Here is an 18,766-nt window from a genome sequence, read left to right on the forward strand (position 1 = left end):
TTGTTTGTGCTGCATGGCTCATTTTCATCACCCACACAGCCCGTATTTGCTGCTGCACACCTCGACGTCGATCGCCTTGGTGACCAGGTCGTAGGTCTTGCCACCACGACCGGTGCGAGACCATTCAACGGCATCATGGACTGACCCGCCGATCACATTGCCACGCGGGCCGAGCATGCAGGTGCCGCTGTATGCCTCGACATCCACCACGAACGAGCGATGCAGGAGCCTGGCGTTGACCCCCAACTTGAACGGAGTTTTTCTTGTCACCTTGCTGACCACACCATTGACAACATCCTGGTGTGACCAAGCAAGGCCAGCCTTCTTGCGGCGAACCGCCATCGCGCTGTTAACGTCAAAAGGCGAGACGCAAAGCTCTGTCGTTATTGGCTTGAACTGGCGGCGATCAATGTGGCCAACCATCATCCAGTGGATCCAGCGCGACACCATCGCAACCTGCCGCTCCCACTTGGCCACCCGCTCGATCTCTTCCGGCCAACGTGCGGCTATCTCTGCCAGCTCCGGCTTGGCCACCAGAATGCAGGGCATGCAACCAACTCGCTCCATACCCTGGGAATAGAGGGGGTTTGGCTTAACGCCAAAATATCGATAGAGGGCGAACACATCGGCAGCCGTCCACTGATGGATTGGCAGGAAGTTAAACAGGTGGCCGCCGCTGTCGCGCTTGTCCTCAGAGAATCGGTCGTAGGTTGCCCGCTTCTCCGACTCATCCGCCCGAACGCCAGACCACTGAACAACATCCTTCCCGGCGTCAAGCAGGGGGTAAAGCACCTTGTCAAACACCACCTGGATTTTCAGCTCATCGGTGCAGAAGCGTTGACGGCCCAGCGGGAAACCGCCGTGGATCAGCGCCATATCCAGAAATGGATTGCCTGAGCGTTGCAGGGCAGATAAGGCCGCATCAAGCGGGGTGTCGAACACACCCCAGCCCAGCGCCTTGGCGCGATTGCGCCAGAGCTCAGCAAACGCCGTATCAGCCCTGGCCAGCGATGGCATGACGATGCCGCGATAGGCTCCAGCCATCACAGTCTGTTTGCGCTGCCATGCCTTTGTGATCGCCTCACGGCGCTTGTCGAACATCTCTTGCGGGTATTCGGCAGAGACGATTTCAACCGGTGACCCACCCCGTTGCAGGTGTAGGGTTTGCAGGTGCTCCAGGGTTATCGGGTGCTCGTTGCCGGTATCGGCCGCCACAGAACGATAGTTGTGGCCGAGAATTGCTCTTGCCAGCAGCTCGGTTGCGCCTGAGTCTTTACCGCCGCTGTTGTTGACGATGACCTGATGGTCAGTAATACCAAACTCATCGCAGTAACCGCGGTATGCCTTCTCTACCTCTACGACTTTTGCTCTGCTATCGCTGATGTGAAGGAATGCAGGGCGCACGACGCCCAAAGCCTGGGCTGGCCCGCAAGCTGATTGGCGAGTCATTAGATGGCGCCTCCGGTGTGGAGAGTGCGTACTTTGCTGGATGCCGCCTTAACTGAACGGCGGGCCAGACGGCACAGGGTCAGATGGGTTTTTGCCGGAGTGCGCTGGCCGTGCGGGCCGTCGCGGCGCAGGTCGAGCAGGTCACGCTGCAGGTCGCGCAGCTCGTTGCTGGCGTTCAGCATTTTGTTTACCCACACGTCGATCAGCTGTTGATGGCTCATTTGATGGTCTCCCCCAGTCCGTGGAGTGGTTCGCAATCGGCCCACCACTCGGCAATCTCTTTGGCCAGAGCTACTTCGTTGCTACCCAGCGCCAGCCAGTACACTGCGCGGATGGCGCCTAGTGCGAGCAGCTCCATGGTGACATTGCGATTGCGCTTGGCATCGCAGCCCGAGGCGTTGAACTCCTCCTGTGCCACCTCCCAGTGCTTGGTCAGCTGGCTTACTTGGGCAGGGGCTTGCAGATGTGCGGGGCCTGCTTCGCAGTTGCCCAGCTCGTCAACGGGCGGCTCCAGTTCAAACAGGTCTTCAGTCACAGGGCACCTCCTTCCATGTCGCTGTAATCCGGCTCGTCGATGGCAACATGGCCAGCCTCGACACGGATGGAGATCCCCAGTTCGCCGCAGCAGCAGAGCGGGGCAGTGGGCGCCAGTCGCGCTTCGTTCTCGGCTATCCACTGTTTCAGGCAGGCGAGGGTCATGATGGTTTTGCTCATGCTGCTACTCCTTCCAGAACCCGAGCGCGGCCAGACGGCAACAGCTCGATGCGGGCGGCGTGACGCTGGCCACGCAGCCAGCTGTTTTTCACGTTGATGTAGCCGTGGCGCACCAGATAGGCGGCGGCAGCGGCCGGTGATTGGGCGGTGTGCTTGGTGGTGATGGCGATCACTTGGCACCCCCTTGCAGCTCATGGGCAAAGGGCGGCAGGAATATCACGGTGACGTCATGGACAGGCACCTCCAGATCCACGCCGATGATGTGTGGTCTCTTGCCACCCTGCAGGATCTCGAGGCGCTTGGTCAGCTCGGCGTAGATGTCGATCAGGCTCAATTCGTCGGCCAGTTCGGCCAGTGCCTCAAGGCTCGCCTCGATGGCGAGTGAATGGCAGGTGCCCAGCTGGGGGCGGTGGGTATTTATCAGGGAATTGGCGACTTTGCGGATCGCCTGTTCTGCTGTAAGATTGTTCATGAGGTTTACCTCGTTGATTGATTGAAAGCCCCGCTGGTGTTGGCGCACCGATAGCGGGGTTTTTTATTGGCCGTTTCCGACCACTTTTCTTGCAACCGCCAAGCGGTTTTCCAATTCGCTGGCCTGTGCGTTCAGCTCAGACCGGCGTTTATTCTCAAGCTCTGCCTGTTCCAACTCGCTGCGGGTCGGCCCATCAATGCGGCTGGCTGTGCGGTGCCATTCGCGGCGGTGCAGCACAGACCCGTCAAACTCCCGCAGGGTGGCGAGCAGGTCGCCCAGTGCGAGCCGGATCGCCTCCTGTTGGTCAAACTCGAACTGGCCCAGCTCCTGCGATGCCGCCGACGGCGAGATCCCGGCGGCATAACAGATGACGGCTTTGACCCGAGTCGGCAGGCGTGACCAGCGGCTGGCCGCCCCATTGCGGCCGAAGCGGGCGCGCATTTCTGCCAGTGCCACTTCTGCGGCGCTGGTTTGTTGAACGAGCGGAATTACCTTTGCTGTTGCGTTCATGGGGAGGCCCTCCGGTTATGCCTGCAGCAGCTTGGTCAGCCAGTGCGGGCGAGGCTGGCGGCACGGCTGAAAGCGCAGGGCGCCACGGCGGCCCTTGTGGTCTTCCAGATAGCTGCCATCAAATGGGGTGGTGTTGCGCATCACCGGCTCGCTGCTTTCGCTCACGACGGTGGCGCGGGTCATCAGCAGGAGCGCCACGGGGATCAGCCCTGGCTGCTCGGCGCGAAGTCTCATTGGGCAATCTCCTTTTGCTTGCGTTGGAACACTGGCAGCACCACGGACGGGTTAGGCATGGCGCTGGGTGACAGGGTTTCGGTGATTTCAAACAACACCTTGAAGGTGTGGCCGCACTCGACATTGCTGCACTGATAGCGGGCAGAGCCGCTAAGTGGCCCCATATCCCGGCTGGTACGGATGTTTGCGCGGGCGTTGCAGTGGGGGCATTTCAGTCTCATGGTGTTCTCCTATGCGCCCAGGCTGGCGCGCGCAATGTCAGCGGCACAGGCGAGGGTGGGTACTGAGTTGAATTTCTGTTCGACCTCGATGACTTGCAGGAAAAGGTGCTCGATGCCCGCCATCAGCCCACCGACCAGCGCATTGCGATGGCCCTTGGTGACACGGTCACCGCTGAGTACCTGGGTGGCCTGAGCCGTCACCCCGAGGATGTTGGCGCCAGCGTTGAGCGCCTGCTGGGCGCGGGCCTCTGGCTTGATCACCGCATCGGAAGAGGGGAGGCGAACGGCAGTGAGCTGGCAATCAAACAGCAGGCCATCAAACAGGGTGTCGTCGCCGGTGACGCGGTAGATGTTGATCAGGTCCACCGCATGCAATTTGTGTTTGGTCTGGGCAGGATTGAATTTGTTGCGCAGCACGTCAGGACGCATCCCGATAGCGGCGGCGATGTCCTCAAGGTTGTGAGATGCCTTGAATCGATCACAAGCGCTCTCAAATCCGTGGTGTACGCTAGTCTTATGAGTAGACACTTTAACCCCCTGTGCTCAATCGCTACCGTTAGGTCAAGCAGCTGCGCGCTGCTTTGACTTGGTGGTTGCAGGTTTGGCTATGCGGTGACGGGAGTTTTCATGTGCCATATGCAGATAGTTGGACGGCTCTTTAGCCATCTCACGCCAGCGCACCAGATTGACCCACGGCTTGTCCTTTGTGCTCAACTTTGGCAATTGGGGGATGCGGCCATCAGCAATCATTGCCTGAGCGGTACGCACCGGCAGGTCAAACTTGAATTCTTCTCGCAACATCGTCAGGAAGGCTTCCAGCGGAATCGCTGGCAGGACGGAGAGCGCCAAGCTCTGCTTGATGGTCTCCAGCTCGCGCAATACAGCAGCAGCCAACAGGTCGCCGGATTGGTGAGATTCGTCACCTACTGGTGCGGCAGTGCGCCCTATAGGCTGTTTTTTGATGTCTTGTTGCGTCATACTGCGCTCCTATGCGTCCAATTCTTACCTATCAACAGAAAAACACTCTTAATCCCGACGATTGGTGTGTGTTGCTGATTTAAAGTAAGAATATCCAATGACGCAGAGGTGCGCAACTTAAAAGTGTGAATTTGTGATCAGAGGTGTAATTCCATGAAGATTCTTAACGGCACTGCCTTTGACCTGGAAGCGTTCTCCAGCCGAATGAAACAGCTAGTAGGAAGAGAAACCTACAGTTCTTTCGGGCGCAGGGTTGGTGTTAGTGATGCAGTTGTCAGGAAGTATTGCCTCGGTGAGACTATGCCGTCCGTAGCCTTGGTGTCCCAAATTGCTGGGCATGACCCTGCGCTCTTCGTCTGGTTATGCATGGGTATTGGTGAGGTACCCGAGCAGCTGGCAACATCCCCTATCAGCAAACATGCCTCCACTGATGCTGGCGATCAGAGCCATGACAACAGTTCACTTAAAGATGCACAGGCGGCGTACCGCGCTAACGCAGAAGAGATCACCCTCGTCGATAGCTACCACGTATTCGCATCTGCTGGGCACGGCGCCGTTATTGCCGATGAGTTGAAACTCCCTCCCGAGCCGTTCAGAACTGATGAATTGAAAGGCGATGGTCTCAAACCTGAGCGACTGGCAATCATCCGGGCTAAGGGTGATTCGATGGAGCCTACCATCAGCAACAACGAGAAGATCCTGATCAGCCTTTGCAACGGTGAGTCATTGCGGGATGGCATTTATGTTTTGCGCATAGGTGAAAGCCTGCTCGTCAAGCGCCTGCAGTTCGACCCGTTTGGCGGCCTCAAAATTATTTCTGACAACCCTGTTTATGGTGAACAGGTGGTCACAAAAGAACAGCGCCAAGATGTTCATATCGTTGGTCGTGTGGTTCGTGTAGGGAAGAAATTTTAATCATCAGGGGCCAAAAGCCCCTTTTTAACAATAAAAAATCAAGAGGGATAAAAACATGGCCTTGGTTAAGTGCAAGGAGTGCAAAAAAGAAGTAAGCAATTCTGCAAAGGTATGCCCACACTGTGGAATTAAAAACCCTGCCATTACTGCAAAGGATTATATCCTTGGCGCCATAGGGTTAATTGTTATTGTCTTTGCAATAAAGTCATGTGCTGGCGGCGATGAAAAACCAACAGAGTCAAAATCTGCATCCAGTAAAGTTGAAGAGGTTAAGCCTAGAGAGATTGGCGAGGCAAAACCTTACACAGTCATATCTGGCGATATGAAATCAAAATCCAGAAAGGAAACTTTCTTTGTTGCTGCGCCAACAGCAGAAACCAAAGGAGACAGAGCCGCTACAGCCCGCAAGGCGGCTAGCGACATTTTTGATAAAACAGGAATTCCGGTTGTTACCGTATTTGTTGAACAAGATAAGTTGTTCGCAGGAAAGGGTAGCAATCTAGCAAAGGCCACCTACTTTTCTGACTCATGTGGTTTCTCAGGTAAAGACTGCAATGGGATTGTATGGGACGTATCTGCATCCAATGTAACCATCACTGAAAAAGAGTGGGGCGTCTACCGTGATTGGATTAAAAATCGCAGTCGTTATTTAGATAAAAACGGTGACCTTAACGAGGAAAAACTCAAAGCATTCCTCGCCAAAAAATATGGCGTCAAGCCAGACGATATTCACCTGCCTTACCCTTTTATGGATTATGTTGCCGTAAACCCATATGAATCAGCGCAGGACAAACAGGCCGAGATTGATAAGGCTTCAGCCAAGAAAGCTGTCATTGAAGCAAGAATTAAAAAACTGGAGTCACAGTTTAGTGCTTGGGATGGTTCACACCGCACTCTTGAGCGTGCGATAAAGAAAAGCATGAATGACCCTGACAGCTATGAGCATGTTGAAACTACCTATCGTGACCTTGGTGATTCGCTCATTGTCTCCACTACCTTCCGCGGTAAAAATGGATTTGGTGGGGTGGTAAAAAATACCGTCGTGGCTCAGGTCGATCTCGACGGCAACATCTTGAACATCATTTCTGAATGACAGTACGTAAACTCGATGACGGCAAGCCGCGCCCATGGCTTGCCGAAGTCTACCCGCAAGGCCGTGACGGCCCCCGCAAGCGCAAGCGCTTCGCCACCAAGGGCGAGGCGCTGGTCTGGGAGAAGTGGCTGCTCGAAGAGAGCAACAGTAACCCCTGGCTGGTCGCCAATAAGGTGACCGAGGACAAGCGCCGCCTCTCCGACATCATCGAACTGTGGTACCGTCTGCACGGCCAGACGCTGGTTGCCGGTGATCAGGTCAGGCGCAAGCTGGGGCTGATGGCCGGCGCGATGGGTGACCCCTATGCCGTTGACTTCAACAAGGTTCATTTCGCGGCCTACCGCGAGGGTCGGCTCACCGGCTCCATCATCTTTCCCGGGCGATGCCGAGACAGGGCGGCAGGGGCCAAGACCGTCAATGATGAGCAGCGCCTGCTCAATGCGGTGTTCGGCGAGCTGATCCGGTTGGGGGAGTGGACTAACCCCCACCCGTTGACCGGGCTGCGCAAGGTGAAGACCCAAGAGAATGAAATGTCGTTCCTGACGGCGGCCGAGATCGATCTGCTGCTGGCCAGCTGTGCCAAGTCTCGCGTTCCGGCACTGACGACAGTGGTCAAGCTCTGCCTGGCTACCGGCGCCCGTTGGTCTGAGGTACAGGGGCTGACCCGCGCCCAGGTGAGCAAATACCGGCTGACCTTCACCCAGACCAAGAGCAAGCGCAATCGCTCCGTCCCGATTTCACCCGAGCTCTACGACCTGATCCCCAAGCGGGGCCTCTATGAGGGCCGATTGTTCCCCCCATGCTATGACGCATTCGAATACGCCGCCGACAATTCAGGGGTAAAATTGCCCGAAGGGCAACTTTCTCACGTGTTACGGCATACGTTTGCGAGCCATTTCATGATGAACGGTGGTAATATCCTTGTCCTACAGCGCATCCTCGGTCACAGCACTATCACGATGACCATGAGATACGCACACTTTGCCCCCGATCACCTTGATGACGCGGTCAGATTAAACCCTCTGGCCAGCCCTCACTCATAGGCAAAAAATGGCGGCAAAGTGGCGGCAGAATTACGTAAGCATTGCATAACACGGCGCACCACTGCGTCATAACCCTTTGTTTTAACTATAAGTCGTTGAGTTCATTACTATGCCTAAGAAATTTTATGTGTCGTGGGACAACCTGCAACGTGAAGCTCGCCGTCTGGCTCGTCGTCAACTGCCTGCCAACCAGTGGAAAGGGATCATCGCGGTCAGCCGCGGTGGTCTGGTACCCGCAGCCCTGATGGCCCGTGAACTCGGCATCCGCAACGTAGAGACCCTCTGCATCTCCAGCTATGACCATGACAACCAGCGTGAGCTGGTGGTTGTGAAGGGCGCGACCACTGCCGGTGACGGCGAAGGCTGGCTGGTAGTGGAAGATCTGGTGGACACCGGCACAACCGCCAAGGCCATCCGCGATCTCTACCCGAAAGCCAAGTTCATCGCCATCTTTGCCAAACCGATGGGTGAGCCGCTGCTGGATGATTTCGAAGTTGCTATCCCGCAGGACACCTGGATCGAGCAACCGTGGGATATGGCGCTGGAGTTTGTCACGCCAATCTGCGACGAAGAGTAATGGTTTCACAGGGCTCCTTGAAGGAGCCCTGTTTTTTTGTGTATCAATCTGTTGCGGGGTGGCTGACGGGCAGTAAAAGTGGTTAAGATGAACCATTGCCTGATTGAAAGAGACATTATCTTGGACTTGAACGACGACCTTAATCTGACCGAAAAACTGTTCACCCGGGTCAAGAAGGTATTGGAAACTTCCGAGATCTCCAACTCCAGCCCGGCCGAACTGGCCGAGGCCGAGTCAGACGAGATGTTTATTGACGGCTCCATGTCAAAGAGCTGGTATCGCCTGCTGCGCCGCCCATCCTGGGCCTGGCAGGGGGCTGATCCGGTCGAGGTGGAGCAGACCTTGGCCCGCATCGCCATGGCGACCGGCGAGCGCACCCACGACTGCTATCTCGATACCATCAAGGGCTATGTGCCCGGCAACTGGATCTACGAGTGGAGCCAGGTGGCTGGCACCTATTTCAAGCAGGGCCGCGAACTTTGCGAGCAGGGCGATAAGGAGGGGGCTCTCAAGCAACTGCTCAAGGCGGTGCGCTACTACTCCATCGCCAGCTATCCCCATCTGAAAGATGACGAACTGGCGGATCAGGCCCAACTGCTCGGCAACATGGCCTATCGCGAAGCGGGCCGGCTGTTCAAGGTGCCGCTCAAAGAGATCCAGGTGCCATTTCGCGGCAAGAATATTCAGGGCTATCTCCACCTGCCGGCTACCGACAAGCCGGTGCCGCTGGCGATCATCAGCGGGGGGATCGACTCCCTGCAGCTCGATTTTCTCAACTTCTACCTCAAACGGCTCGAACCCAACGGCATCGGCATGTTGTCGCTGGATATGCCGGGTATCGGCTATTCCGAGCACTGGCCGCTGGTGCAGGATACCAGCCGTCTCCATCAGGCGGTGCTGCACTACCTCTCCGAGGTGGCCTGGGTCGATCACCAGCGTATCGCCATGGTCGGTTTTCGACTGGCGGGCAATGTGGCGGCGCGACTGGCCTTTATCGAACCGTTCAAGCTCAAAACCGTGGTCTGTGTCGGGGCCGGGGTCAATCAGGTGTTTACCAATCAGGAGCTGTTTGCCCGATGCCCGCGCATGATGCGGGACAGTCTGGCCAACCGGTTGGGGGCCGATGCGGCCCAGTGGGATACCATGCGCACCAAGTGCCAGGTATTTTCACTGAAAACGCAAGGATTGCTCGGGACTCGCACATCGGTGCCGATATTAAGTATCGGACACAAGAGAGATTTCATCTGTCCCGAGCAGGATGTCCGGGCGTTGGCGTCGGCCAGCCGCAATGGCAAGGCCATCGTGTTTGACAAACAGCCCTTGCTAGAGGTCTATGACCAGGCGCTGGATGAGATTGTCGAGTGGTTGAAACGGCACCTGTGTGCCTGATATTGCGCTAAAAATCTGACGCCATCACCAGGTGGCGCGGCTTGTTTAACAGGGAGGTTAACATGTCTGAAAGAGTGACCTACAAGCGGCTGCTGAGGCAGTTTGCTGCCATTGGCCCCTATCTGCGCGAAGATCTCTGTGAAGAGGGGCGTTACCGCTTCGACTGTTTGTCTGTCTGCGTCAGCGCCAAACCGGCGCCGGACAAGCGGGAGTTCTGGGGTTGGTGGCTGGTGCTGGAGCAGGATGATCACCAGTTCCGCTATCACTATCAGTTCGGTTTTTACAATGCCGATGGCGAATGGCTCGACAAGCCGATCCCCAAAAAGCATCAGGCGGAGGTGGAACGCACCCTCAACCGCTTCTACAAGCTCATCAGTGACAAGTTGGCCGCGCTTGAGTGCCACCTGTCTCCTGCTGAGCAGGTCACCAACGAGTTGACCGTAACGGCTGCCTGATCCCCTGAAGCCCTGCGAGTTGCATCTGTCACTCGCAGGGCTCCAGTTCTCTCTCCTCCTGTTTTTTCTCCTCTTCCACCGCACCATGAATTGCCTTGCAGGGCTCCATGGCCGTGGGTATAAAGATATTCCTTACTTTTTAGCCTTTATGCTCCCATGGAAAACAGAACCATAGTCGTCAAGTTGGGCACCAGCGTGCTCACAGGGGGGTCTTCCCAGCTCAATCGTGCCCATATGGTCGAGCTGGTCAGACAGTGTGCTGCCTTGCACCGTCACGGCCATCGGGTCGTGGTCGTCACCTCGGGGGCTATTGCCGCCGGGCGTGAGCATCTGGGGCACCCGCCACTGGCACCAACCCTGCCCAACAAGCAGATGCTGGCGGCGGTTGGTCAGACCCAACTCATTCGGGTATGGCAGGATCTGTTCAACCTCTATGGCTTGCATATCGGCCAGATGCTGCTGACTCGCGCCGATCTGGAAGATCGCGAACGCTATCTCAATGCCCGCGACACCATGCGCACCCTGCTTGATCACCGGATCATTCCGGTCATCAACGAAAACGACGCGGTAGCGACCGCCGAGATCAAGGTCGGTGACAACGACAACCTCTCCGCCCGGGCCGCCATCCTGGCCGATGCCGATCTGCTGATCCTGCTGACCGACCAGAAGGGGCTGTTTACCGCCGATCCGCGTACCAATCCGGACGCCCAGCTCATCGAAGAAGTGCAGACCATCGACGACACCCTGCGCTCGCTGGCAGGTGACAGTGTCAGCGGTCTCGGTACCGGCGGCATGGCCACCAAGCTACAGGCCGCCGATGTGGCGCGCCGTGCCGGGGTCAACGTGGTGATCGCCACCGGCCAGATGCCGGAGGTGATCGGACGCCTCGCCAAGGGCGAGCGGATCGGTACTCTGTTCCCGGCGCTGGCCTCCCCGCTGGAAGGGCGCAAGAGCTGGATCCTGGCAGGCCCGCCCCCTCACGGCGAAGTGCATGTGGATCAGGGGGCGGTCGCCGCCATGAAGGATAAAGGTTCCAGCCTGCTGCCAAAGGGAATTGTGGCGGTCAAGGGCGACTTCATTCGAGGCGATGTGGTGCGCATCCTCGATCCCAAGGGGGTTGAGCTGGCTCGCGGCATCTGCCGTTACGACCATCTGGAGCTGGAGAAGCTGCGCGGCGTCCACTCGGAACAGATTGAACAGGTATTGGGCTATGGATATGGTTCAGTAGCCATTCATCGAGACGACATGGTACTGCTCTAATCAGGGCGGCACAGCATGAACAAAGGGAAATGAGATGAGTCTGGAGAAAATGGGGCAGGCAGCCCGAGAAGCCGCCTATCAGTTGGCTACCGTCAGCACGGCGCAGAAGAACCGGGCGCTGGCCGCCATCGCCGACGAGCTGGAGGCGCGCAGTGAGCAGATCCTCGCCGCCAATGCGAAAGATATCGCCGCTGGCCGTGAAGCGGGCTTGTCAGAAGCCATGCTGGATCGCCTGCTGCTCAATCCGGCCCGGCTGGCCGGTATTGTGGCAGATGTGCGCAAGGTGATCACGCTGGACGATCCGGTCGGCGCCGAAATGGATAGCCGGGTGCTGGAAAATGGCCTGCGCCTCTCCCGTCGTCGGGTGCCCATCGGGGTTATCGGCGTCATCTACGAGGCGCGTCCCAACGTCACCATCGACATCGCCAGCCTCTGCCTCAAGACTGGCAACGCCAGCATACTGCGCGGCGGGCGCGAGACCTTCCACTCCAATCTTGAGCTGGTGCGGGTGATCCAGCATGCCTTGGCGGCCTCTGGCCTGCCCGAGGCGGCAGTACAGTACATCGATAACCCGGATCGGGCGCTGGTGGCCGAGCTGCTGCGCCTCGACCGCTTTGTGGACATGATCATTCCCCGCGGTGGTGCCGGCCTGCACAAGATGTGCAAGGAGAACAGCTCGATTCCGGTCATCATCGGTGGTTTCGGCATCAGCCACATCTTCGTCGACGAGAGCGCCGATCTGGTGCGCTCTCTGGCGGTTATCGACAACGCCAAGGTGCAGCGCCCCTCCGCCTGCAATGCCCTCGATACCCTGCTGGTACACGAGAAGGTGGCCGCCACCTTCCTGCCGCAGCTGGTGACGCTGATGAACGAGCGCAAGGTGACGCTGGTGGCCGCTCCCAACGCCATGACGCTGCTGGCGGGGGCCGACAACCTGTGCGAGGCGGGGCCGGAAGATTTTGATACCGAGTGGTTGGGACTGACCCTGGGGGTCAAGCTGGTGGCGGATGTGAACGAGGCGCTGGCCCATATGCGCGAGCATAACGCCGGCCACTCCGACGCCATCCTGACCAACGATCTGGCCAACGCCGAGCGTTTCGTCAACGGGGCCGGTTCGGCGGCAGTCTATGTCAACGCCTCGACCCGTTTTACCGATGGCGGCCAGTTTGGGCTGGGGGCCGAGGTGGCGGTCTCGACCCAGATGCTGCACGCCCGTGGCCCCATGGGGTTGACCGAGCTCACCAGCTACAAGTGGGTAGGGCAGGCCGATTACCTTAGCCGCGCCTGATAACCGGTTGTGTCAGAAACAAAAATGCCGACCCTTGGGTCGGCATTTTATTTGGCGGATATCGCGAGGATATCAGGCGCTCGGGTTACTCCCCCTGATAGAGCACCTTGTCACCGGATTTGAGCACATAGCCCTTCCAGGGGAAGAGGGTGTAGCCGCTGCCCTGCCAGGACCAGTTGCCTTCCATACCCTGACGGGCAAGCTGGTGCTGCTCGCCGGTCGGCAGGGTCAGCTCGGCCTTGCTCTGATCGGTGTTGAACAGCACGAACGCACTGCTGGTCTGGCTGGCATCGGTCGGATTGAGCCGGATGCCCTGCTCGAACAGGCGTACGCATTTGCCGGTCAGCGCTGACCACTGATATCCCGCACTGCCGATACAGCCGTGGCTGTCGCGATCGCTGCCAACCAGATGTTGTTCCGGTGTACTGCATGCCGCCAGTAGCAGAGAGGCGGCCATCAGAGTCAAGGTTCGCATGGTTACTCCTGATCCTCTTCGAGGTTGTCCCGTTCGATGACGATGTTGGAGAACCCCAGTTCTTTGAAGTAGTTCTCCCGGTAATCCTTAACGCTCTTCTTGTCGCGCCGGCACACCTGAGCCAGCTGAGCCTCCATGGCGTGGAAGCTGGCAAGATCGATCCCTTCGGCAGCGGCAACCGCATCATAGATGCTGTTGAACTTGTCGTTGGCATAGCCGATCGTTTTAGCCTGCTTCTTGTAGGTGTAGGTAATCTTGAACGCCATGGCGCTATTCCTTTGATTTGGCTTGCTTGCGCTGGACGTAGAGATAGAGGCTCTCTACCTTCTCCCGGGCCCAGGGGGTCTTGCGCAAGAACTTCAGGCTGGACTTGATGCTGGGATTATCGGTGAAGCAGCGGATATTGATCTGCTGCCCCAGCTCTTCCCAGCCATAGTGTTCGACCAGCGCGGTGACGATGGCTTCCAGCGTCAGCCCATGCAGCGGGTTGTTCTTCTGCGAGGCGTTCGGTTGCTCGCTCATGCCTGCTCCGCCAGCTTGGCAAAGGGCTGACCCATGCGGGTGGTGACCCCGTTGGCCAGATGGGGTTCGAAACCGGCCAGCATGCCCGGGCCGAACAGGCAGACCACGGTACTGCCCAGTTTGAACAGACCCATCTCGGCACCTTTTTGCAGGGTAATGGCCTCGTCGCCGGTGTAGTCCCAGCGCACCACCTTTTTCTCTTTGGTCGGCGCAATGTTGCCAGCCCAGATGGTCTCGATGCTGGCCACGATAGTCGCACCGACCAGTACTAGCGCCATGGGGCCATGCGGGGTACGGAAGGTGGCCACCACCCGCTCGTTGCGGGCAAACAGGTTCGGCACGTTCTCGGCGGTGAGCGGGTTGACGGAGAAGAGATCCCCCGGCACGAACACCATGCTCTCCAGCACGCCGTCCAGCGGCATGTGAATGCGGTGGTAATCCTTGGGTGCCAGATAGATGGTGGCGAAGTCGCCATCCTTGAACGGCGCTACCAGATCCTCATAGCCGCCCAGCAGCTCGCGGGCGCTGTAGTCGTGGCCCTTGGCCTGGATGATGCGACCCTGCTGGATGGGGCCGAGCTGGCTGACGGTGCCATCGACCGGCAGCGCCAGAGTCATGGCATCTTCTACCACGGGGCGGATGCCGGGCTTGAGCTCGCGGGTGAAGAACTCGTTGAAGCTCTTGTAGTGGGCCGGGCTCTCGTGCAGCGCCTCGCTCATGTCGACCTGATACTGCTTGATAAAAGCCTCGATCACTTTGGTGGTGATGTTGCCCGCTTCGGCGGCGGCAAACTTGCCGATCAGACGGGAGAGGGCGTGCTTGGGCAGACAGTATTGACCGGCAATTTTCAGGTTGTCAGTAATGCTCATGTTCATCATCAACGTAGGTTAAACAGGGTCACAGGCGCGCTTGCTGGCGACCGTGACGGGCTTCCTGCATGGTTTCCAGGATGCGGTGATAGTTGTGGAAGCGATCGGCGCTGATAGCGCCCGCGTCGACCGCGGCGCGCAGGGCACAGCCGGGATCGTCCTTGTGGGTACAGTCGCGGAACTTGCAGCCACCCAGATAGTCTCGGAACTCGACGAAGCACCAGGTGATGCGGTCGGCTTCCAGATGCCAGAGGGCGAACTCGCGGATCCCGGGGGAGTCGATGAGATCGCCGCCGCTCGGGAAGTGGTAGAGCCGCGCCGTGGTGGTGGTGTGCTGGCCGAGCCCCGAGTTTTCGGAGATCTCGCCGGTGAGCACATCCAGCCCCGGCATCAGGGCGTTGGTGAGCGAGGATTTGCCCACCCCGGACTGGCCGACGAAGATGCTGATCTTGTCGGTGAGCTTGGCTTTCAGCTCATCGAGCCCTTCACCGCTCTCGCAGCTCACCAGCAGCACCTCGTAATTGAGTTTGCGGTAGGTTTCGAGCTGGCGCTCGATGCGCGCTCTGGCGGCATCATCGAGCATATCGACCTTGTTCAGCACGATGAGGGGGCGGATCTCCACATCCTCGGCGGCCACCAGATAGCGGTCGACGATGTTGGTGGAGAACTCGGGCATCACCGCCGAAACGATGATGATCTGGTCGATGTTGGCGGCGATGGGTTTGACCCCGTCGTAGAAGTCCGGCCGGGTCAGTACCGAGTGGCGCGGATGCACCGCCTCGATGACGCCGGCGATGGCGGCATTGAGGCCGGGACGCCACACCACCTTGTCGCCGCACACCAGACTGCTGATGCTGCTGCGCCGCAGGTTGCTGCGGTGGATGGTGCCATCGCTCGCTTCCACGTCCGCGTGCTGACCAAAACGGCTGATCACCACCCCTTCGATGGCCGGGCCAAACAGGGTGTCATCCACCTCTGTGGTGTGCTCTTTTTGCAGCCGACGCTCGCGGTTGGCCTGGACGCGTCTTTGTTGACCCAGATTGAGTTTTGCTTTCTTTGCCACTCGATTCGCCAGTTTATGAACAGATCCAAAGCCAGTATGATACATGCAAATTGGCAAAATTCCGCCATTCCTCCCAACAGAGAGAGTAATCATGACAGTCAGCGCGCAGAACCTGGTATGGATCGACATGGAGATGACGGGCCTCGACCCCGAAGAGAACGTGGTACTGGAGATTGCCACCATCGTCACCGACAAGGACCTGAACGTGCTGGCCGAAGGGCCGGTGATCGCCATCCACCAGAGCGAAGCAGAGCTGGCCAAGATGGACGAGTGGAACGTCAACACCCACACCAAGAGCGGTCTGGTGGCCCGGGTCAAGGCGAGCCAGCATGACGAGGCGAAAGCCGTTGCCGAGACCCTCGACTTCATTCGCCAGTGGGTGCCGGAGCGCACCAGCCCGCTGTGCGGCAACAGCATCGGTCAGGATCGCCGCTTCATGGTCAAGCACATGAGCGATCTGGAAGCCTTCTTCCACTACCGCAACGTCGACGTCAGCACCATCAAGGAGCTGGTACGTCGCTGGCAGCCGGAACTGCTGGATCAGTTCAAGAAGAGCGGCACCCACCAGGCGCTGGACGACATCCGCGAATCCATCGCCGAGCTGCAGTTCTATCGCAGCCACGTCTTCAAGATCTGATTCCCCGGCAAGGGTTTGTCATGCTCTGGCTGCTAAAATCGACAGTTCGGCCAGCTTTTGAGCGAACGCGCGCAACCAGACAAAAAAGCCCTTGCAATTGGAATGACTGCTCTTATAATTCGGCTCCCGTACAGTAGCGCAAGCAACCAAATGCTGTACGGCCTGTTTTAAGGTAGTTGCGGGAATAGCTCAGTTGGTAGAGCACGACCTTGCCAAGGTCGGGGTCGCGAGTTCGAGTCTCGTTTCCCGCTCCAAAAATCTGATGATGATACTGGTGCAAACCAGCCCGATGCGGGAATAGCTCAGTTGGTAGAGCACGACCTTGCCAAGGTCGGGGTCGCGAGTTCGAGTCTCGTTTCCCGCTCCAATCATCAGCCAGCCTCAAGACAACCAAATTGTTGCGGGAATAGCTCAGTTGGTAGAGCACGACCTTGCCAAGGTCGGGGTCGCGAGTTCGAGTCTCGTTTCCCGCTCCAAAAAATTTGTAAGTGATATTCCGATGCGGGAATAGCTCAGTTGGTAGAGCACGACCTTGCCAAGGTCGGGGTCGCGAGTTCGAGTCTCGTTTCCCGCTCCAATCACTTGCAGATGACATTCTGTTGCGGGAATAGCTCAGTTGGTAGAGCACGACCTTGCCAAGGTCGGGGTCGCGAGTTCGAGTCTCGTTTCCCGCTCCAAACATTTGTAAGTGACATTCCGATGCGGGAATAGCTCAGTTGGTAGAGCACGACCTTGCCAAGGTCGGGGTCGCGAGTTCGAGTCTCGTTTCCCGCTCCAATCACTTGTAAATGACATTCTGTTGCGGGAATAGCTCAGTTGGTAGAGCACGACCTTGCCAAGGTCGGGGTCGCGAGTTCGAGTCTCGTTTCCCGCTCCAATATCTCCTTGAAGTTCATCAATCCAATATCTCAGCACACTCATTACCACATCCAGTTGGTAGAGCATGATCCGTGCTTGCCAAGGCTGGGGTCGCGAGTTCGAGTCTCGTTTCCCGCTCCAATCTCTCTTCGAAGTCTTCATCACCCCTTTGAATTGCCCATTACATTGCGCTGCGATGCTTTGTCGTATCCGGCGTTTGCCCGCTTTCTATCTTCCCTGCACATCTCAAGTCATAAGAGCAAAGCTGTATGGCTCGCTAACAGCCTCCCGAAGATCGGGCATACCCCTTTGCGGTCGGCTAACAGACTTGGCAAGGGCTGAATGACAGGCATTGGCTCGGTATAAGTTAAAACCGGGGCATTTAACCAAAATCCATAAATTTGATTTATAGCCGCCGGTTGTGGCCATAAACGGCCCGCAGGCGGGGTCGGCAAGCCCGGCAGGGGATCTGCCGATCGGGAAGGGGAAATCGCGGGCAAAAAAATAGGAGGGCCGATGGCACCTCCTACATGTTCACTGGCGTGGCCTTAGATAACGGTGACGTTCTCGGCCTGCGGGCCTTTCTTGCCCTGGGTCACAGTGAACTGGACTTTCTGACCTTCAGCCAGGGTTTTGAAACCTGCGCTCTGGATGGAGGAGAAGTGAACGAATACGTCCGGACCCTGGGATTGCTCGATGAAGCCAAAACCCTTGGTTTCGTTGAACCATTTTACCTGGCCGGTGCGAATGTCAGACATGTGCAAAATCCTATCAATAACAAAATGAAACTAAGCCCTGTGGGGCTGCATTTGCCTTGCAGCAGGGGTTGGCTCATGACTGACCACGTCTCTTTGTCCCAGTAGCACGCAGAACAATCCCTGTCTAAAGCACAATCGATTGTACGTTAGCGCCGATCCTTGTCAATTTGACCCCTGTCGTTTTTTGAACAAGCTAAAAATATTGTGAAGTCAGTAGCTTATTTGAAGAAATTTGACCGAAAAAAACGGGAGGCCGCAGCCTCCCGTTTTGTTTTACTCCTTGAGGACGAACCCTTCGCCCTGCCGGTCATAGCGATAGATGGCCTGACCGTAGGATCGGATCTCGACCCGCTGAATGCGGCGGCTGTCATCCACCAGAATGAAGACGGAGCGGCCCGATTGCAGGCGGGTCAGCGGCCGATCCGGCCCCTCGATGGCGATCAGGCGACTGAGCTCGGCGCCCGGCAGCTCGAACTTGCGGAAGATGGAGAAGAGGGTCTCGCCAGCCTGCACATCGTGTTGCAGCCAGGTGCCATTGACCTTCTCTTCGACCGGTTTGGCGGCGGCAGGCGCACTGCCCGTGGTGCCATTGCCAACAGTCATGGCTTGCGCCGGTACCGCCAGCGGTACTTCCAGCGAACCGGACGGCGGCGCTTTGGGCCCGCTCGGGGCGGGCTCCCAGGCCAGCACCAGCAGCCAGAGCGGGATCAGGATCAGCAGACCTATGGTGTTCTTGCGCGGCAGCGGGCTGCTCAGCTTGAATTTGCCGGTGCTAGCACTCTGGCTGCGCGGGGCGGGCTGCTGCTCTTTTTTGCCAAATCGTTGGCGCAAGGACTCTGTTGCTGCATTGATACGATGGAGCAGGGATACTTGTGATTCGTCTTTGCGACGCTGCTGGGCTCGTCTGTTATGGCCACGTGGGCGACGGTCCGGGGTGGGCACGGCATTTACCTCTCACTGCATTGCCTGCCATCAGGCAAATTTCG

At 57.8% G+C, this 18,766-nt stretch carries 27 protein-coding genes and 7 tRNA genes; 16 read left to right on the forward strand and 18 right to left on the reverse strand.

Annotated elements, in window-relative coordinates:
• Positions 1-27 precede the first annotated feature (27 nt).
• The 11 genes from AACS24_RS05510 to AACS24_RS05560 form a co-directional block, all read right to left on the reverse strand.
• Positions 28-1,449 carry a phosphoadenosine phosphosulfate reductase domain-containing protein gene (locus tag AACS24_RS05510; protein WP_108572617.1) on the reverse strand — a complete coding sequence of 474 codons (1,422 nt, stop codon included), beginning with the start codon at positions 1,447-1,449 and terminating at the stop codon, positions 28-30.
• Positions 1,449-1,670, reverse strand: a complete 222-nt coding sequence (locus AACS24_RS05515) for a hypothetical protein (protein ID WP_108572618.1) — start codon at positions 1,668-1,670, stop codon at positions 1,449-1,451. The genes AACS24_RS05510 and AACS24_RS05515 overlap by 1 nt, the downstream gene beginning before the upstream one ends.
• Positions 1,667-1,984, reverse strand: a complete 318-nt coding sequence (locus AACS24_RS05520; RefSeq protein ID WP_108572619.1) for a hypothetical protein — start codon at positions 1,982-1,984, stop codon at positions 1,667-1,669. Before AACS24_RS05520 ends, AACS24_RS05515 begins: the two co-directional genes overlap by 4 nt.
• Positions 1,981-2,163, reverse strand: coding sequence for a hypothetical protein (locus AACS24_RS05525; protein WP_108572620.1), 183 nt, complete (start codon positions 2,161-2,163; stop codon positions 1,981-1,983). The genes AACS24_RS05520 and AACS24_RS05525 overlap by 4 nt, the downstream gene beginning before the upstream one ends.
• A complete protein-coding gene (locus tag AACS24_RS05530; protein WP_181364321.1) occupies positions 2,160-2,336 on the reverse strand; it encodes a hypothetical protein in 177 nt (58 codons plus the stop codon). The genes AACS24_RS05525 and AACS24_RS05530 overlap by 4 nt, the downstream gene beginning before the upstream one ends.
• Positions 2,333-2,635: a hypothetical protein gene (locus AACS24_RS05535; protein ID WP_108572621.1), complete on the reverse strand. Its 303-nt coding sequence runs from the start codon at positions 2,633-2,635 to the stop codon at positions 2,333-2,335. Before AACS24_RS05535 ends, AACS24_RS05530 begins: the two co-directional genes overlap by 4 nt.
• A gap of 63 nt (positions 2,636-2,698) precedes the next feature.
• The gene (locus AACS24_RS05540; protein WP_108572622.1) at positions 2,699-3,145 is read right to left on the reverse strand and encodes a hypothetical protein; all 447 of its coding nucleotides are present in this window, start codon (positions 3,143-3,145) and stop codon (positions 2,699-2,701) included.
• Between the two features lie 15 nt (positions 3,146-3,160).
• Complete coding sequence (locus AACS24_RS05545; RefSeq protein ID WP_108572623.1) at positions 3,161-3,379, reverse strand: hypothetical protein; 219 nt, start codon at positions 3,377-3,379, stop codon at positions 3,161-3,163.
• Complete coding sequence (locus tag AACS24_RS05550) at positions 3,376-3,600, reverse strand: ogr/Delta-like zinc finger family protein (RefSeq protein ID WP_108572624.1); 225 nt, start codon at positions 3,598-3,600, stop codon at positions 3,376-3,378. The genes AACS24_RS05545 and AACS24_RS05550 overlap by 4 nt, the downstream gene beginning before the upstream one ends.
• A 9-nt stretch (positions 3,601-3,609) precedes the next feature.
• A complete protein-coding gene (locus AACS24_RS05555; protein WP_108572625.1) occupies positions 3,610-4,128 on the reverse strand; it encodes a phage regulatory CII family protein in 519 nt (172 codons plus the stop codon).
• 33 nt (positions 4,129-4,161) lie between these two features.
• Entirely contained in the window at positions 4,162-4,578 is a 417-nt protein-coding gene (locus AACS24_RS05560; protein WP_108572626.1) for a hypothetical protein, read from the reverse strand.
• Between the two features lie 153 nt (positions 4,579-4,731).
• Here AACS24_RS05560 and AACS24_RS05565 point away from each other — a divergent pair, with 153 nt between their 5' ends.
• From AACS24_RS05565 to AACS24_RS05600, 8 genes are all read left to right on the forward strand, one after another.
• Entirely contained in the window at positions 4,732-5,493 is a 762-nt protein-coding gene (locus AACS24_RS05565) for a S24 family peptidase (RefSeq protein WP_258223115.1), read from the forward strand.
• 55 nt (positions 5,494-5,548) lie between these two features.
• On the forward strand, positions 5,549-6,586 hold the full coding sequence (locus AACS24_RS05570; RefSeq protein WP_108572627.1) for a DUF4875 domain-containing protein: 1,038 nt from the start codon (positions 5,549-5,551) through the stop codon (positions 6,584-6,586).
• Positions 6,583-7,629, forward strand: coding sequence for a phage integrase (locus tag AACS24_RS05575; protein WP_108572628.1), 1,047 nt, complete (start codon positions 6,583-6,585; stop codon positions 7,627-7,629). The genes AACS24_RS05570 and AACS24_RS05575 overlap by 4 nt, the downstream gene beginning before the upstream one ends.
• Before the next feature lie 109 nt (positions 7,630-7,738).
• Positions 7,739-8,206: a xanthine phosphoribosyltransferase gene (gpt, locus tag AACS24_RS05580; protein ID WP_033114875.1), complete on the forward strand. Its 468-nt coding sequence runs from the start codon at positions 7,739-7,741 to the stop codon at positions 8,204-8,206.
• Positions 8,207-8,326: 120 nt separating this feature from the next.
• Positions 8,327-9,595 carry an esterase FrsA gene (gene frsA / locus AACS24_RS05585; RefSeq protein ID WP_033114955.1) on the forward strand — a complete coding sequence of 423 codons (1,269 nt, stop codon included), beginning with the start codon at positions 8,327-8,329 and terminating at the stop codon, positions 9,593-9,595.
• Positions 9,596-9,657: 62 nt separating this feature from the next.
• Positions 9,658-10,050 carry a sigma factor-binding protein Crl gene (crl, locus tag AACS24_RS05590; protein WP_033114874.1) on the forward strand — a complete coding sequence of 131 codons (393 nt, stop codon included), beginning with the start codon at positions 9,658-9,660 and terminating at the stop codon, positions 10,048-10,050.
• A gap of 156 nt (positions 10,051-10,206) precedes the next feature.
• On the forward strand, positions 10,207-11,310 hold the full coding sequence (gene proB, locus AACS24_RS05595; protein WP_108572629.1) for a glutamate 5-kinase: 1,104 nt from the start codon (positions 10,207-10,209) through the stop codon (positions 11,308-11,310).
• 34 nt (positions 11,311-11,344) lie between these two features.
• Positions 11,345-12,598 carry a glutamate-5-semialdehyde dehydrogenase gene (locus AACS24_RS05600; RefSeq protein ID WP_108572630.1) on the forward strand — a complete coding sequence of 418 codons (1,254 nt, stop codon included), beginning with the start codon at positions 11,345-11,347 and terminating at the stop codon, positions 12,596-12,598.
• A gap of 85 nt (positions 12,599-12,683) precedes the next feature.
• On the opposite strand, the gene AACS24_RS05605 is transcribed toward AACS24_RS05600, so the two are convergent.
• From AACS24_RS05605 to rsgA, 5 genes are read right to left on the reverse strand one after another with little or no spacing between them, the layout of a single operon-like run.
• Positions 12,684-13,073, reverse strand: a complete 390-nt coding sequence (locus tag AACS24_RS05605) for a hypothetical protein (RefSeq protein ID WP_041210445.1) — start codon at positions 13,071-13,073, stop codon at positions 12,684-12,686.
• Positions 13,074-13,075: 2 nt separating this feature from the next.
• On the reverse strand, positions 13,076-13,339 hold the full coding sequence (locus tag AACS24_RS05610; RefSeq protein ID WP_042031708.1) for a DUF2960 domain-containing protein: 264 nt from the start codon (positions 13,337-13,339) through the stop codon (positions 13,076-13,078).
• Positions 13,340-13,343: 4 nt separating this feature from the next.
• A complete protein-coding gene (locus tag AACS24_RS05615; RefSeq protein ID WP_040065094.1) occupies positions 13,344-13,595 on the reverse strand; it encodes a VF530 family protein in 252 nt (83 codons plus the stop codon).
• Positions 13,592-14,464, reverse strand: coding sequence for an archaetidylserine decarboxylase (gene asd, locus AACS24_RS05620; RefSeq protein ID WP_026034874.1), 873 nt, complete (start codon positions 14,462-14,464; stop codon positions 13,592-13,594). Before asd ends, AACS24_RS05615 begins: the two co-directional genes overlap by 4 nt.
• 28 nt (positions 14,465-14,492) lie before the next feature.
• Positions 14,493-15,527 carry a small ribosomal subunit biogenesis GTPase RsgA gene (gene rsgA / locus AACS24_RS05625; RefSeq protein ID WP_071914490.1) on the reverse strand — a complete coding sequence of 345 codons (1,035 nt, stop codon included), beginning with the start codon at positions 15,525-15,527 and terminating at the stop codon, positions 14,493-14,495.
• A gap of 91 nt (positions 15,528-15,618) precedes the next feature.
• On the opposite strand from rsgA, the gene orn reads away from it, so the two are divergent.
• The 8 genes from orn to AACS24_RS05665 all read left to right on the forward strand — a co-directional run bounded on the left by orn (position 15,619) and on the right by AACS24_RS05665 (position 17,041).
• Positions 15,619-16,164: an oligoribonuclease gene (orn, locus tag AACS24_RS05630; protein WP_108572631.1), complete on the forward strand. Its 546-nt coding sequence runs from the start codon at positions 15,619-15,621 to the stop codon at positions 16,162-16,164.
• A gap of 178 nt (positions 16,165-16,342) precedes the next feature.
• A tRNA-Gly gene (locus AACS24_RS05635) sits at positions 16,343-16,418 on the forward strand.
• Between the two features lie 37 nt (positions 16,419-16,455).
• Positions 16,456-16,531, forward strand: a tRNA-Gly gene (locus AACS24_RS05640).
• A gap of 33 nt (positions 16,532-16,564) precedes the next feature.
• Positions 16,565-16,640: transfer RNA gene (locus AACS24_RS05645), tRNA-Gly, on the forward strand.
• A 25-nt stretch (positions 16,641-16,665) separates the two neighbouring features.
• A tRNA-Gly gene (locus AACS24_RS05650) sits at positions 16,666-16,741 on the forward strand.
• A gap of 24 nt (positions 16,742-16,765) precedes the next feature.
• A tRNA-Gly gene (locus AACS24_RS05655) sits at positions 16,766-16,841 on the forward strand.
• Between the two features lie 24 nt (positions 16,842-16,865).
• Positions 16,866-16,941, forward strand: a tRNA-Gly gene (locus AACS24_RS05660).
• Between the two features lie 24 nt (positions 16,942-16,965).
• Positions 16,966-17,041, forward strand: a tRNA-Gly gene (locus AACS24_RS05665).
• Positions 17,042-17,570: 529 nt separating this feature from the next.
• Here the strand turns inward: AACS24_RS05665 and AACS24_RS05670 are convergent.
• Both AACS24_RS05670 and AACS24_RS05675 read right to left on the reverse strand, forming a co-directional pair.
• On the reverse strand, positions 17,571-17,780 hold the full coding sequence (locus AACS24_RS05670; RefSeq protein ID WP_005297820.1) for a cold-shock protein: 210 nt from the start codon (positions 17,778-17,780) through the stop codon (positions 17,571-17,573).
• A gap of 273 nt (positions 17,781-18,053) precedes the next feature.
• Positions 18,054-18,722 (reverse strand): LysM-like peptidoglycan-binding domain-containing protein, encoded by a 669-nt coding sequence (locus AACS24_RS05675; protein ID WP_108572632.1) that lies wholly within the window; start codon positions 18,720-18,722, stop codon positions 18,054-18,056.
• Positions 18,723-18,766 lie beyond the last annotated feature (44 nt).

The organism is Aeromonas sp. HMWF016 (assembly GCF_963878195.1).
GTDB lineage: Bacteria > Pseudomonadota > Gammaproteobacteria > Enterobacterales > Aeromonadaceae > Aeromonas > Aeromonas lacus.